This is a genomic window from Lipingzhangella rawalii (assembly GCF_031628175.1).
GTDB lineage: Bacteria > Actinomycetota > Actinomycetes > Streptosporangiales > Streptosporangiaceae > Lipingzhangella_A > Lipingzhangella_A rawalii.
Map to the genome: position 1 here is coordinate 48912 of NZ_JAVLVT010000006.1, position 14932 is coordinate 63843.

General features: G+C 67.6%; 12 protein-coding genes. 5 read left to right on the plus strand and 7 right to left on the minus strand.

Going from position 1 to position 14932, the window contains the following annotated elements; genetic code table 11:
- Positions 1–15: 15 nt before the first annotated feature.
- The 6 genes from RIF23_RS14180 to RIF23_RS14205 form a co-directional block, all read right to left on the minus strand.
- Positions 16–837 carry a peptidoglycan recognition protein family protein gene (locus tag RIF23_RS14180; RefSeq protein WP_310913006.1) on the minus strand — a complete coding sequence of 274 codons (822 nt, stop codon included), beginning with the start codon at positions 835–837 and terminating at the stop codon, positions 16–18.
- Between the two features lie 221 nt (positions 838–1058).
- Positions 1059–1505, minus strand: coding sequence for a 50S ribosomal protein L9 (gene rplI, locus RIF23_RS14185; protein WP_310913007.1), 447 nt, complete (start codon positions 1503–1505; stop codon positions 1059–1061).
- Positions 1506–1531: 26 nt separating this feature from the next.
- A complete protein-coding gene (gene rpsR, locus RIF23_RS14190) occupies positions 1532–1768 on the minus strand; it encodes a 30S ribosomal protein S18 (protein ID WP_310913008.1) in 237 nt (78 codons plus the stop codon).
- 115 nt (positions 1769–1883) lie between these two features.
- Positions 1884–2396, minus strand: coding sequence for a single-stranded DNA-binding protein (locus RIF23_RS14195; protein WP_310913009.1), 513 nt, complete (start codon positions 2394–2396; stop codon positions 1884–1886).
- Between the two features lie 51 nt (positions 2397–2447).
- Positions 2448–2738, minus strand: coding sequence for a 30S ribosomal protein S6 (gene rpsF / locus RIF23_RS14200; RefSeq protein WP_310913010.1), 291 nt, complete (start codon positions 2736–2738; stop codon positions 2448–2450).
- 223 nt (positions 2739–2961) lie between these two features.
- Entirely contained in the window at positions 2962–5337 is a 2376-nt protein-coding gene (locus RIF23_RS14205) for a transglycosylase domain-containing protein (protein WP_310913011.1), read from the minus strand.
- 813 nt (positions 5338–6150) lie between these two features.
- Here RIF23_RS14205 and RIF23_RS14210 point away from each other — a divergent pair.
- The 4 genes from RIF23_RS14210 (at position 6151) to RIF23_RS14225 (ending at position 10147) form a co-directional block, all read left to right on the plus strand.
- Entirely contained in the window at positions 6151–7230 is a 1080-nt protein-coding gene (locus RIF23_RS14210) for an inositol-3-phosphate synthase (protein WP_310913012.1), read from the plus strand.
- 98 nt (positions 7231–7328) lie between these two features.
- The gene (locus RIF23_RS14215; RefSeq protein WP_310913013.1) at positions 7329–7961 is read left to right on the plus strand and encodes a hypothetical protein; all 633 of its coding nucleotides are present in this window, start codon (positions 7329–7331) and stop codon (positions 7959–7961) included.
- Positions 7962–8035: 74 nt separating this feature from the next.
- The gene (locus tag RIF23_RS14220) at positions 8036–8650 is read left to right on the plus strand and encodes a hypothetical protein (protein WP_310913014.1); all 615 of its coding nucleotides are present in this window, start codon (positions 8036–8038) and stop codon (positions 8648–8650) included.
- Between the two features lie 189 nt (positions 8651–8839).
- Positions 8840–10147: an MFS transporter gene (locus RIF23_RS14225; protein ID WP_310913015.1), complete on the plus strand. Its 1308-nt coding sequence runs from the start codon at positions 8840–8842 to the stop codon at positions 10145–10147.
- Between the two features lie 526 nt (positions 10148–10673).
- Here the strand turns inward: RIF23_RS14225 and RIF23_RS14230 are convergent.
- Complete coding sequence (locus RIF23_RS14230) at positions 10674–12104, minus strand: CCA tRNA nucleotidyltransferase (protein WP_407659476.1); 1431 nt, start codon at positions 12102–12104, stop codon at positions 10674–10676.
- Between the two features lie 350 nt (positions 12105–12454).
- Here RIF23_RS14230 and RIF23_RS14235 point away from each other — a divergent pair, with 350 nt between their 5' ends.
- The gene (locus RIF23_RS14235; protein WP_407659472.1) at positions 12455–14920 is read left to right on the plus strand and encodes a DUF6049 family protein; all 2466 of its coding nucleotides are present in this window, start codon (positions 12455–12457) and stop codon (positions 14918–14920) included.
- Positions 14921–14932 lie beyond the last annotated feature (12 nt).

Genomic DNA, 14932 nt, shown 5'->3' on the forward strand with positions numbered 1-14932 from the left:
CCGAACCTCCACCGCTCAGCGATGGTCTTCCTCCTCCCCGAGTGCCGGACCGTGGAAGTAGGGGGCACTGCGTTCCGTGTCCGGAACATCGGGGAAGGCGGGCCGATTCTCCTCGGCGACGGGTGCGCTCTGGGCCCGACGCTGGCCCTCGCGGGCCATGCGCGCGCAGACCTCGGTCCGCAGGGACGGGAGCAGGGCATAGAGTTCGTCGCCCGGGCAGGCGGTCGCGTTGAAGTCCCGATGTCCGACGATCGCCTGCTCCGGGTCCAGCTCGTAGACCGCACAGAGCCAGGCCACGGTGGCGACCAGGGCGGCGAGCTGTTCCTCGGGCGGACTCGCACTCCCGTAGGACCCCTCGTTCTCGATCCCGAGCGTGTGGGAATTGTGGTTCGCGACATGCGCACCAACCACGTGCTTCCCCTCCGCGATCGCCTCCAGGGACGTGTTGCGGCCCTCCATGACATAGCCACCGCGGCTGATGGTCAGCTGCTGACCGGTATCGTTCCAGCCGTTGTTGTCCATGTGCCAGTTCTGGATCCCCCGGGACAGGGACAGTGCCCGACTCCGGGAAAAATCCGAGGTGTTGGCTGTCGCGGTGTGGTGAATCACGATGTGATCCGGTGGCTCGGTCAAAACCTGCGCCTTCTTCCGGGGAGACCGGGCATCCCAGTCCTCCCGGGTGAGGACGCCCGGCGTGGCCGCGGCGCTGGCCCCGGACGCCGCTCCCAGAATCGCTGCCGATCCCAGCAGCGTTCCCCCGGCCACGAGCACGGCCCCGCGGACCACCCCCCGACGGCTGTAGGCCGCGTTTCCTCGTCGGTCCTCGCCATCGCACACGAAGCATCCCTCCCACGTTCGCGGATTACGGAAGGCACGAACCGTATCACTGTATGTGTCGACCAGTATGCGCACCGAATACGACACACCGATCCACCCACACATGGGCAGGATGACTCGTTTCACGTGGAACGGACTGCGACGGACAAAGACACCGGAGCAGTAAAAACACGGGTGCCCACATCCTGTTCGGAATGTGGGCACCCGTGTGGTGTTCTCCGTTAGGCCGGCACGACCTCCAGGGAAATGGTGGCTGTCACCTCCGGGTGCAGCCGCACTGTCACCCGGTGCTCGCCCACGGACTTGATCGGGTTACGTACCTCGATCCGCCGCTTGTCCAGCTCAGGCCCACCAGCCTCCCGCACACCGGAGGCGATATCGGCCGCGGACACCGAGCCGAAGAGGCGACCGCCCTGGCCGGACCGTCGCGGCAGGCGTACCGAAAGCTTCTGCACGCGCTCCGCGAGGTCCTGTGCGCTGTCGAGGTCCCGGATATCCCGCGCCTTCCGGGCACGACGGATCTCGTCGATCTGCTTCTGCCCACCACGCGTCCAGCGGATCCCGAAGCCTCGGGGCAGCAGGTAGTTACGGGCGTAGCCGTCCCGCACGTCCACGACATCGCCTGGGGCACCGAGACCGGTGACCTCCTGGGTCAGGATCAATTTCACGACTCAAACCTCCCAGACGTTCCCGGTCACCGAGCGGTGCTGGTGTAGGGCAGCAGCGCCATCTCCCGGGAGTTCTTGATCGCCGTGGCGACGTCCCGCTGGTGCTGCGTGCAGTTGCCAGTGACGCGGCGGGCACGGATCTTGCCGCGGTCGGAAATGAACTTCCGCAGCAGCGTCGTGTCCTTGTAGTCGACGTAGGTCATCTTCTCTTGACAGAACAGGCAAACCTTCTTCTTTGGCTTGCGTGCTGCCGGCTTAGCCATCGTGGTGCTCCTTTGGTGAAGAGCCCCGGAAATCCCGGGGATGGTCAGTTCGGACAGTGGACAGAACCCCAGAGGCGGTCCTGCTTCCCCTGGGTAGGCCCAGTTGAGCCGGTTTCTAGAACGGCGGTTCCTCCGAGAAACCCGAGGCTCCGGTGGCCCACGGATCGTTGGCCGGGGGCTGGTTGCCGGGCTGGGGACCGCCGAAGCCGCCACCCTGGCCGCCTTGGCCACCACCGAAACCGCCTCCGCCGCCACGCGACGGGGTCTTGGTTACCTTGGCGGTGGCGTACCGCAGGCTCGGGCCGACCTCATCAACCTCAACGTTGTAGAAGGTCCGCCGCTCCCCCTGGCTGTCCGGCGTCTCCGGAGTGTACTGACGCAACCGACCCTGCACGATGACACGCATCCCGCGTTGTAGGGTCTCCGCTCCGTTCTCCGCCATCTGCCGCCACATGGTGCAGTTGAGGAAAAGCGCGTTGCCGTCCTTCCACTCCCCGGACTGCCGGTCGAAGTACCGTGGGGTCGATGCGACCCGGAACGTGGTCCGGGCGGCTCCACTGGGGGTGAAGGTGTGGTTGGGATCGTCGACAAGGTTCCCGACGATCGTGATCTGGGTGTCGCCTGCCATTGGCTAACTCCGGATTCGTGAGTCGGATGCGTGACCGGGCGACGGGCGTGACTAGTGAGCCTCCGGGCGGAGCACCTTGGTGCGCAGGACCACCTCGGTGATGCCCAGCTGCCGCTCCAGCTCCTTGACCGTGCTCGGCTTGGCCGTGAGGTCGACCACCGCGTAGATCCCCTCGGTGTTCTTGGCGATCTCGTAGGACAGTCGACGCTTGCCCCAGACGTCGATCTTCTCCACAGAACCGCCCTCGTTCCGGACCACGGCGAGGAACTGTTCCAGGGACGGGGACACGGTCCGCTCGTCCAGGCTGGGGTCGAGGATGACCATCATCTCGTAGCGACGCATGGGCGTGCATGCCTCCTTTGGACTGTCGCGGTCATGGCCGTGCCATGACAGGAGGAGTGGGTGGGAACGATGTACCGAAGTCCGGACCACCGCAAACCCCACCTCCGATCAGTTGATCAGGCTACCAGCTGCGACCGACACCCAATGCCCCGTCCGCGGAGCTGGGGATACTCTACGGACGCTGCGGACACTGCGGGCGTTGTGGACACTCCGACGATCCCGGTCAGTTCCCGTCACCTCCGAACAAGCGATCGTTGTCGTTGTCGTCACCGTCCCCCGGGCCACCATCGGGGTTTCCCGGTTCGGGCTCCTCCGTGGGCTGGTTGGCCCGGCACTCGTGCCACTCCTCCATACTCTCCGCGTCCCGGCATGCCTCGGGCAGCGGCGGAGGTTCGAAGGTGGGGGTCTCCGTGGGAGTGGGGGTCGGCGAGGGCGACTCCGTTGGCGTGGGGTCCGCCTCCGCGGTCGGTGTTTCCGTAGGTGTGGGAGACGGTGAGGGCTCGAAGTTGAGCTCCTCCCCGACGTTGGCCCGTGGTGGGAACTGTTGGTGTTCCTCCCCCTCCATCGCCACCGTCATGAAGTCCTTCCACATGGCGGCGGGAACCGTGCTCCCGTAGAGCGTGTCCGTGCCCGGGATTTGGACCGGTTCCCCGTCACTGCGGTGCAGCCCCACCGCGGTGGACAACTGGGGCGTGAATCCGGCGAACCAGGCGGAAACCGAATTGGTCGAGGTTCCGGTCTTCCCCGCGACCGGACGGCCATCGTCCAGGGCGGCGCTCTCCGCCCCGCCGCCTTCCACCACCTGCGTCATTGCGTAGGTGGCATCGGCCGCCACGTCCGGGGAGAACACCTCCTCCCCGGTTTCGATGACATCCGCGTCGTTGGGCTCCAGGACGTCGTTGTTAGCGTCGATGACCTCGGTCACCATGTGCTGCGGGATATGCGTCCCCGCGTTGGCGAAGGTGGCGTATCCCGACGCCTGGTCGAGGGCCGTGACACTGTAGGTCCCCAGTGCGATATTGGGCCCGAGTTCCGCCGTTTCCGCATGGTCGGGCGACACCCCGGCGTTGGTGGCGAGATCGGTGACGTTCTGCGCCCCGACCTCGATTCCGAGCTCCACGAACGAGGTGTTCACCGAGTGTGCGGTGGACTCGACCAGATCGACCGTGCCCCAGGACCGGTTGTCGTTGTTCTGGATCTCGCCCGCGAGGCCAGGGAACTCCTGTGGCGAGTCACCGTCGAACTGGCTACTCAACGCGATGCCCTGGGACAGCCCCTCGGCCAGCACGTAGGGCTTATACGCCGACCCGGCCTGCCCACGCTGGATCAGTGAGTTGTCGGTGTCCTCGAACACACTCTCACCGCCGTAGAAGGCACGGATCTGGCCGGTCTCCGGTTCAACCGCGGCCAGGCCGAAGTTGGTCTCCTCGGCCGTACCCTCGGGACGGTTCTGTTCGACGGCCGCCTCCGCGGCCTCCATGAGATCCTCGTCGATGCTGGTCGTCACGGTGTAGCCGCCCTGCTGGATCTGGTCGGCGGGCAGATCGTAACGCTCGGCGAGCTCACTCTTCACGGCCTCGATGATGTAGCCGTTGTAGCCGTCGTAGGAGCCGGTCCCCTCCCGCTCGATCGGCTCGGGAAACTCCAGCGCGTCCGCCTCCTGCTGGGAGAGGCCGCCCCGCCCCCAGCCGTTCTCGTGCATCTCCACCATGCCGTTCACCGAGTAGGCCCACCGGTCCTGGAGGACCTCCCAGATCGGGTCGTCCGGATGGGCGTTCTCGAAGTTGCCCGGCTGCTGGATGAGAGCCCCCATCAACGCGCCCTCGGCCTCGTCCAGCTCATCGATGTTCTTGCCGAAATAGGCCTGGGCCGCCGCCTGGATGCCGTAGGCGTTGCGCCCGAAGTAGATGGTGTTGAGGTACTGCTCCAGAATCTGGTCCTTGGACAGACTCTGGTCGACCTTCATGGCGACCATGATCTCCCGGATCTTGCGGGTATAGGTCTGCTCCCGCGACAGGGTGTTGTAGTAGTTCCGCGCCATCTGCTGCGTGATACTGGAACCACCGCCAGCCTCGCCACCGCTGAGAATCGCTCGTGCTGTCCCAGCCGGGGAGATGGCCGGCTCCTGGTAGAACTGCCGCTGCTCGGAGGCGAGCACACCGTCGATGACGGCATCGGGCACCTGGTCGATGGTGATGGGAACCCGGTTCATCTCACCCGTGGTTCCCACCTCACTCTCGTCGGCGAACCGAATGACGGTGGCTGTGGCGTCGGCCTCCGCTTGCGCACCCAGTTCGTCCGGGCCCGGCATGGCCGCGTACCAGATACCGAAAGCCGTGACCACCCCGACCACGGCCAGCCCGGAGACCGCCAGGAACGGTTTCCACGCCCTGGCACAGAACCGCCGGAACCCACCGGGGCGGGCGCCGCCCTCCGCGCGGGGGCGCCGCCGGCCACTCTCGGAACGTGCGGAATGTGTGGCGCTCTGGGATGCCTGGGCACGCTCCGACCGGCGTCGGGGACCAGCTCCGTGTCCGTCACCGGCCGGATCGCCGGAACGGCGCCGACCTCCAGCGCTGCGTCGTCTCTCGGTACTCACGGATCCTCGTCAGTTCTCGTCAGGCCGAACGGCCGTGCTCCACCGGCAGCCGGCGGTCCCCACGTCGAAGCATCCGGTTGGGGCCACTGGCCGGTCCGCCACCCTGGAGCGGGCATCCGGGGGTCTGGCTTCCTGGACGCGGTACGCGGGGCGGGGGTTGACGTCGACGAGCCACGCAACGCGACACGGCACAGCCGCGTGCCACCGTCTGGCACCACCCCCTGCGTACCACCGGGCTGCCGACCGGATCGCGCGGCCGCCATTCCGATTCGTCCGGTCCACTCACCGGGCGGGAAGACTGGGGTCCTGTATCGCTGTTGTTTCTCACACCGGGCTGTTTCGGACCAGCTGTGGCACAGCCGGCTGGCCGAGACAGGCCCACCCCTGTCGGGGTGGTGTCGTGGTGCGGCACCACCGAGCCACGACCGCGACAGCCCTGTCGCGGCGTCCGAACGACTCAAGCGTGAGCGTACCTGGCACGGTGCTTGCAACGTGTCCCCTGGGGGGTTTCACACACATGAGTGTCAGCGTAGGCCACACAGTCCAGTTCGGGGAGGAGGTAGGTCCGCCAGATTCGCACGTTACAGGTTTGGCCAGCACATCCGGGGCGCGTCATCCTATCTGCGCAGCCAACGGACCCAGTCATGGGAACCTGATTCCGGATAACAGAATGTGACTTATCCGGCCTCGCTCGACAGGCAGGTCATCGAAACCGAGGCCCATCAGAGTCGGCACGGCTCCAGACGCGACGGGAGACACCCGCACGCCTGGCTCGTGCCGGCAGGAACCAAGTGGCAGGGGAGATACAGAAACATGCCATCAGTACGTGTCGCCGTCGCGGGGGTTGGGAACTGCGCGGCATCTCTTGTGGAGGGAATCCACTACTATGCCGACACCGACCCGAACAACAAGGTCCCGGGACTCATGCATGTTCGGTTCGGCCCGTACCACGTGGGAGACATCGACGTGGTTGCGGCCTTCGACGTCGACGCGAAGAAGGTTGGGCACGACCTCGCCGACGCCATCACCGCCAGCGAGAACAACACAATGCGGATCGCGGAGGTACCCCCGACCGGCGTCACCGTGCAGCGCGGACCGACCTACGACGGCCTCGGCGATCTCTACCGGGAGTTCGTGGCGGAGTCGGACGAGGAGCCGGTGGACGTGGTCGCCGCACTCAAGGACAGCGGCGTCGACGTCCTGGTCTCCTATCTTCCGGTCGGCTCGGAGGAGGCGAACCGGTTTTACGCCCAGTGTGCGCTGGACGCCGGCGTGGCCTTCGTCAATGCCCTGCCCGTCTTCATCGCCTCCGATCCCGAATGGGCCGGACGCTTCGCGGAGGCAGGCGTTCCCATCGTGGGCGACGACATCAAGTCCCAGGTCGGTGCGACCATCACCCACCGGGTGCTGGCCCGACTGTTCGAGGATCGTGGCGTGGCCCTGGACCGGACCTACCAGCTGAACTTCGGCGGCAACATGGACTTCTACAACATGTTGGAGCGCAACCGCCTGGAGTCGAAGAAGGTCTCCAAGACGCGATCCGTGACCTCGCAGCTGTCCCAGGACCTCGATCCGGGGGCGGTCCACATCGGACCGTCCGACCACGTTCCCTGGCTGGACGATCGAAAGTGGGCCTATGTACGACTGGAGGGGCGCGCCTTCGGGGATGCCCCCCTGAATATGGAGTACAAGCTCGAGGTCTGGGACTCGCCGAACTCCGCGGGGATCATCATCGACGCCATCCGAGCCGCGGCGATCGCCAAGGACCGAGGGATCTCCGGGCCGCTGCACGCGGCCTCCTCCTACTTCATGAAGTCCCCACCGCAACAGTACTCGGACAGTGAGGCGCACGATCTGGTGGAACGGTTCATCGCTGGCGAGGAGACCGCCTGACCCGGGGCGGTCGGGACGGCGCGGACGCAGGCGGGACATACCATCGGTGGCGGCCGCACAGGCCGCCACGCGAGGCTCGAGACGAGGATGCGAGCGCGATGGGCTATCTCCCGCACTCCGGCCGGCCGTCCCCCCTCCCGGACTCCACCGGAGTCGAGCTCCCGCCGCGCCCGAACGCGAAGGCCATCGTCGGGGTCATCACGGCACTGGCCGTGGCGGGACTGGCCGCCGTGGGTGGGGCTGCGCTGTGGCTACTGGCCACCGTCGAAGCCGAGGAGGACACCGAAGCCCGGGCCGAGGCGGGCGAGGAACCGAGCCCGGGTTCGGACCGGCCCACCCAGCCCGATTCCCCAACCGCCGCCCCCGAGGAACTCACCCAGGTGCCCCCGGACCTGTCCGGAACGTGGACGGGGCGCATGCAGCAACGCACACCCGACGGTGCGGCCGCGAGCGAATGGGATCTCCATCTTGATCTGGAAGGAGAAACTCCCTTCGCCTCCGGGGAGTTGTACGAACCCGACGGGACCCACATGTGTGACTGGGACCTGACCCTCACCGACGTGAGCGACGACGAACTCGAGTTCACCGTCCTTGCCACCGATGTGGCGGGGACCTGCGTGGGCACCGTCGACATCTGGCTGGAGCCCTCGGGCGACGAGCTGGACGCCTATGTGGAGGCACCCTGGCCCCAGGGGATCTCCACCGCGTCTGGAGTGCTGACGCGACACTGAGGCGGGGAACCGGGCCACGGCCGGGGGCGTCAGAGTTCGCGTCCAGAACTTCACTCCAGCAGGGAGGCCCTGTCATGGCCTACGGATACGCTCCCCCACCACCGCCACGAAAGAGTGGATCCGGCCTCATGGTGGGACTGCTCATCGGTGGCTTCGTCATCGTGGCCGGTGGAGTCGCTGTTGTTCTCCTGTTGTGGTTCCTCGGGGTCTTCGGTGGCCAGGACCAAAACACGGCACACGACAGCCGCAACACCCCGAACGGTGGTCAGGACGCGGCGAACGCGGAACCCGACCCCGACAGTGACACGGCGGGCATCGGTGGTTCCGCCGAGGTTCCGAGCGAGCTGGACGGGATCTGGTCCGGGGAAATGAGCCAGTACGACCCGGACGGGATCTGGTTCGACGACTTCGACCTGAACCTGCACCTGACCGAAGGCAGCCGTATCGCCAGCGGCTTCCTCTACGCGTCGGACGGCACCCGCATGTGCGACTGGGTCGCGGACATCGAGGACGCCGGACCGGATCACGTGTACGGCCCCTACGAGGTGACCGACGACCCCGACGGAACCTGCGTGTCCGAAGGAGAGATGTGGGTCGACGCCAGCAACGGTTCGGTCGAGGTAGTCCTCGAGGTCGACTGGACCGGCGAGGGAATCTCCCGATCCGAGGGTGACCTCTACGTGAGCTGACAGCATCCCCAGAGTCGCCCCGACGATCAGACGCAGGACCCGCAGGGATGGCGGCTGGGGATTCTGGATGCGCGGCCGTGCGTGGGCGCCTCGCTCCCGCGCCTGCGCGGTCGACCATGCCTCCCCCACAGCGGCCGGTCGCCGGTGCCCCAGCGGCCCAGCACCCCCAGGGCGACATAGGCTTCCGGTGTGTCTTTTCACGGCGACCTTGCTGCGGTGCTCCGGGGCCGCGAGTTCCGCAAACTCTTCGGCACGCGGATCGTGTCGCAGTTGGGCGACGGGGTGTACCAGGTCGCCCTGGCCAGTTACGTCTTCTTCAACCCGGAGCAGCACACCACCGCCCCCGAGGTGGCCGTTGCCTTCGCCGTTCTCCTCCTCCCGTTCTCCGTGGTCGGGCCGTTCGCAGGGGTACTGATCGACCGCTGGTCCCGTCGTCAGGTCCTGCTGAACTCCGCGCTACTCAAGGCCGTACTCGCCGTGGCCACGGCCCTCCTCGTCGCGGTCGGCTCGGACGGGGCCCCATTCCTACTCGCCGCCCTCGTCCTGTTGAGCATTAACCGCTTCTTCCTGGCGGGGCTCTCGGCAGCGCTTCCGCATGTGGTGCCCAGGGAGAAACTCGTCATGGCGAACGCGGTGACGCCAACCTGCGGAACCTTCGCCACGTTCCTCGGCGCGGGTCTCGGGGCCGGATTGCGCCTGCTCGCGGGGGACGGGGCCCTGGGAACCTCGGTGATCATGGTCGGCGCGGCGGCGCTGTTCCTCGGCGCCGCCGTGGTCACACTCACCCTGGGGCGAGGGCAGTTGGGCCCGGATCTGGCGAGCGCACCGGATGAGGTGCGCGCCGCGGTCCGCAATGTCGCCTACGGCCTGATCGCCGGGGCCCAACACATCTGGCGGCGCCCACCAGCCAGGTACGGGCTGGCCACCATCGCGGCGCACCGCTTCGGTTTCGGCCTCTCCACCCTGGTGACGCTGCTGCTGTACAACAACACGTTCACCGGCGGCGGGGTGGCCGGGCTCGCCGGATTCTCGGTGGCCATGGCCGCGTCCGGAGCCGGTTTCTTCGTCGCGGCAATGGCCACCCCCTGGGCGACGGAGCGCATCTCCAAAGAACGCTGGATCGCGGTGCTGTGCGGATTCGGGGCGGGGTGCCTCGTGGCTTTCGCGCTTCCGTTCAGCGTGGCGCTGTTCCCGGTGGCGGGGTTTGCTCTGGGGGTGGTGTCCCAGGGGATCAAGATCTCTGTCGACACGATGATTCATCACCATGTCGACGACGCCTTCCGCGGCCGGGTCTTCTCCTGCTACGACATGGTGTTCAACGCGGCCTTCGTCGCGGCTGCCGCCGTCGCCGCACTCACCGTGCCACCCAGCGGCGTCGCCCCCATCCTGGTCCTGGCCATGAGCCTCGGGTACGCGGTGCTCTGCGTGTGCTGGCTGGTGCGGGCACGCGGTGTGGATCGTGCGGTGACTCCGTCCACCACAGCCACAGTCACTTAGAGCGTGCCTCTGTGGAGTGTCTGCGGGGTGGGTGGCTGGTCGGGTCGCTCCGGTGGGCCGGGGTGCCGTGGAGGGCGCCCCAGGGCGCGATGCCGGCCGCCGGAAGACAGGACAAGCCCACCCGCGCGGTTCGTCCGGGGATGTGGGGGCGGTGCGCGGTTAGGGCACGCGCCGTGTCGGCCGCCGGCGGGATGGGATGCGTGATGTGCTGGGGGTGCCCTACCGGGCCGAATGGCCCTGCGCACGACGGCCAGCGGGGTCGGGGCGCGGTAGGCCGTGGGGCACTTCCCCGCCGCCCGGGGGAACGCACGTTCCGGCGCGACGGCCGGCGGGGCGCGGGGGCGGGGTGGACGTCGCCAAGCCAGGCACCTCCAAGAAACAAGCCCCCGATGAGGGGGAGTTGAGGCGGCTCTGGCGCCTGGGGGGGGGATTCCCCGGACGATGGGGACTGAGCAGGGCCGATGGGTGTGTCTGCCAGCGGGACCGAGGCGCCCTGGATGGGACCGTCGCGCTTCCCCGAATCGGACTAGCCGTTGCTCGGCTGCTCGGCCTGCCAACGTCGCAGTTCCTCGGCCGCCGCCTCCTTACCGAGCGGGCCGTGCTCCATCCGAAGCTCCAGGAGAAACCGCCAGGCCTTGCCCACGAGTGGCCCCGGACCGATGCCCAGGACCTCCTGGATTTCGTTGCCGTCCAGGTCCGGACGGAGCTGGCTGAGCTCCTCCTCCCGCTCCAGCCGTTCGATGCGCTGCTCAATGTCGTCGTAGGCGCGTGCCAGCGCCGCCGCCTTGCGTCGGTTGCGGGTGGTGCAGTCCGCGCGGGTGAGGACGTGCAGTCGCTCCAGCTGATCGCCGGCGTCGCGTGCGTAGCGCCGCACAGCCGAGTCCGTCCACTCTCCCGAGCCGTATCCGTGGAATCGCAGATGCAGGGATACGAGCTTGGTCACCGCCGCCACGACGTCTTTTGGAAACCGCAGGGCCGTCAATCGCTTCTTACTCATCGAGGCCCCGACAACCTCGTGATGGTGAAAGGTCACTCCACCGCCCGGGACGAAGGCCCGGGTCCGGGGCTTTCCGATGTCGTGCAGCAGGGCGGCGAGCCGAAGCACCAGGTCCGGTTCCATACCCCGTTCCCGCTCCAGGTCGATGGCCTGCTCCAGCACGGTCATCGAGTGCTCGTAGACGTCCTTGTGCCGAAAGTGCTCATCGATCTCGAGGCGCAGTTCGGGAAGCTCCGGCAGGATCTGCGCGGCCAGCCCCAGATCGACCAGTTCCTCCAGGCCAATCCGCGGCTGCGGAGTCAGCAGGAGTTTGCTGAGCTCGTCCCGGCACCGTTCCGCCGACACGATGGCAATCCGGTCAGCCATCCGGGCCGCCGCGTCCCGCGTTCCCTCGTCGATCCGGAACTGTAGCTGTGCCGCGAACCGTACGGCCCGCAGCATCCGCAACGGGTCGTCGCCAAACGACTCCTCCGGCGGGGCGGGAGTCCGGAGTAGCCCCGCGTCCAGATCCTCCAGGCCCCCGAACGGATCTACGAAGTCCACCTCCGGCAGCCGAACCGCCATCGCGTTCACCGTGAAGTCCCGGCGCATCAGGTCGCCACGCAACGACTCCCCGTACCGCACCTCGGGTTTGCGGGATTTCGGCTGGTAGCTCTCCGTCCGGTAGGTCGTGATCTCCAGCTGGTGCCCGGACCTGCGGAGGCCCACAGTTCCGAAGTCAATGCCGATCGTCCAGACCGCCTCGGCCCAACCCTCGACCAACTCCAGGATGCGCTGCGGTGTGGCGTCAGTGGTGAGATCCAGGTCCGTGACGTCTCTGCCGAGGAGAGCGTCTCGAACGGGGCCCCCCACAATCGCGAGTTCGTGGCCGGCGGCGGCGAACCGTTCCCCCAGTTCGGCGCACACGGTCCCGAACCGCTGGGAGAGCAGCGCCAGGGCCGCGAGCTGACGTTCCTCCAGGGACGCGGGACCGGCCTGGGCTCCCCCGGGGTCGACGACGTCCGTGCGGTGGTGGGCCTCTTCCTTCGACACAGCACTGAGACTAGGCGCAGCACGGATGTGCGCGCGAATCGCCATCGGTTCCGGCTGGCACGCCTGGGCAGCGTGGACGTGGGTCCACCTCCGCGAAGACGGTATTGTCTGGCCAGACCATGGCCACAACCCGGGTGGCTCGGGCTGCCCGAACCTCCTACGGGGGCCGACTTCCGAAATCCGGACGGGAACTGCGAGGCGTGCGTCGACTTGCTCACTGCGCTCCGGCCGCTGTGACGGCCGTCGCACTGCTGCCTGTACTGGCAAGCTCCGCGCCCATGACCGAGCAAACTCTGGGAGGTTCGGCCACCAGCAGCGCTGCCTCGGCCGACGCCCCGGCCGTGTCCCCGGTCACCGCCCCGGCCACCGACAACGGGGATGACCCTGACAGTGCCAGCAGTGCCAGCAGTGCCAGCAGTGCGGACAGTGCAGCCCAGGACTCCTCGATCGAAGAGCCGGCCGATGCCCTGTCCGTGGAGAGCATCACCCCGATGGCTGTGGCGGAGGATGCGACACTCACGGTTTCCGGAACGGTGACAAACACCGAGGACGCACCCCTCGACTCCGTCACCGTTCGGCTCCGGTACTCCTCCCAGCCTCTGACCACCCGCACCAGCCTGGCCCACCATGCGGACGGGGAGGCACCGCAACCCCAACGCTTCGGGACCGACGAGTCACTGGATGAGGCTCTGGAGCCCGGGGACAGCGTCGACTACACCCTCCGTATCGACATGGAGGACATCGACGTGCAGGACTTCGGGGTCTATCCCCTCACCGTGGATGCTGTGGACAGCACCGGCTCCACACTCGGCGCCCTGGACTCCTTCCTGCCCTACACCGGATCGCCGGACGAGGAGATCGAACCGACGGAGATTGCCTGGGTTTGGCCGCTGGCCGACCGGCCCCAGCGAGCGGACGACGACACCTACCTCGGCAACGAGCTCGCCGAGCAGCTCGCCCCGGGAGGACGACTGGACCGGCTGCTGACACTGGGGCTCCGCGCCGACAGCCAAGGCGCTGACGACGACGCGGAGGACGAGGAGACGGAGTCCACCGACGCATCCGAGCCCGACGAGGACGAGCCCTCGGGTTCCGAGGGCTCCGAGGACGAGGACAACGGCGTGGGAGGGGCTCCTCCCGCGACACGTACGGACGGAATCCCTCTGACCTGGGCCGTCGATCCAGCCCTCGTGGATGATGTGTCCCGAATGACCTCGAGCTACCAGGTGCTCCAGAACCCCACCGCGGTCCCTGCCCAGGGCGAGCCGCGACTGGAGCCGCACGAGCCGGATCCCAACGCGGGGGCATGGCTCGACCGCGCCCAGGAGGGCCTGGCCGAGACGTCGGTTGTCCCTTCGGCCTACGCCAGTCCGAGTATTGGGAGCCTGGTCGAGGCCGACTTGGAGCAGGACGCCATCGCCGCACACCGTCTCGCCACGGAGACCCTGGACGAACGACTGGACCTGGATGTCGGGGCCGAACGACTGTGGCTGCCCCGGAAGACGGCGGACGCGGCCTCTCTGGAGCTGTTGGCCGAGGAGGGCGCCACCACTTTCGTGTTCGACGACTCGGCCCTACCGGCACAGGACTGGGCCGGTCATACGCCCGACGCCGCCACCGTGCTCACGGTGGGGGACGACACCGAGGTCACGGCGCTTGCTACCGACCGTCGGCTCAGCGAGATTCTCGGCACCCCGGTGGCCACCCCGGGGGAGACAACCCTCGCCCAGCAGCGCTACATCGCCGAGACCGCGTTGATCAGTGCGGAGCGTCCCGACACGGGCCAGACCGTGATCGCCGCCCCACCCGCCACGTGGAACCCGACGGCGGACCTGCTCTCGGCACTGGTGACGGCCACCGAATCCCTGCCGTGGTTGGAACCGGTGGCCCTGGAGGATCTTGCGGAGGACGCACAGCCCCTGGACGAGCGTCAGGATCTGCGGGCTGCGGAGGACAGTCCCGCCCGCCTCAGCAGTGCCTACCTCGACCAGATCAGCGACATCCGCGCGGAGGCGGACCTCTTCAGCAGTATCCTCACCGAGGACGACGACCCCTACCGGCCAGCCATCCTCCGGCTGGAGTCCGCGGCCTGGGCCGAGGAGGGTGCGCCGGCCGCGAGCGCCCGTCAGCAGGTGGCAACCGCGCTGGAAGAGTCGATGGGCAGTGTCCGCATCATGCCCGGGGAGCCGGTCACTATGGCCAGCAAATCCGGAGAGGCGCCCATCCTCGTCGCCAACGACCTGCCCGACCATTCGGTGACGGTGCACCTCTCTGTGTTCTCGCAGAACTCGGAGCGCCTGGCGGTCGGGGATTACGCGGACACCATGGAAATCGCGCCAGGGGGCAAGACCACGGTCTACGTTCCCCTGTCGGCCTCGGTGAACGGTCGAACGGAGCTGGAAATCGGCCTGCACAACGCGGATGGGGAGCCGATCAGCGAGGACGAGACCACACTGCCCGTGAACGTGACCGGCTTGGGGACCTCCGCACTGGTGATCAGTGGCTTCGCGGCTCTCCTGCTGGTGGCGCTGCTGATGCTCCGGACCATACGCCGGTGGCGGAGGAAGCACACGCCCGCGTCCTCTGCGGATACGAGCGTCCAGAACTCCCCCGAAATGCGACACAATGGCGACGGACCCGACGACGACTCGCACTCCGAGGACGTCAACGTCGCCGGGGATGCGCGCATCAACGATGCCAGCAGCTCGGACTCCACCACTCCCGGTGTGGACGAAACCCCGTAATCCGTCCCCCCG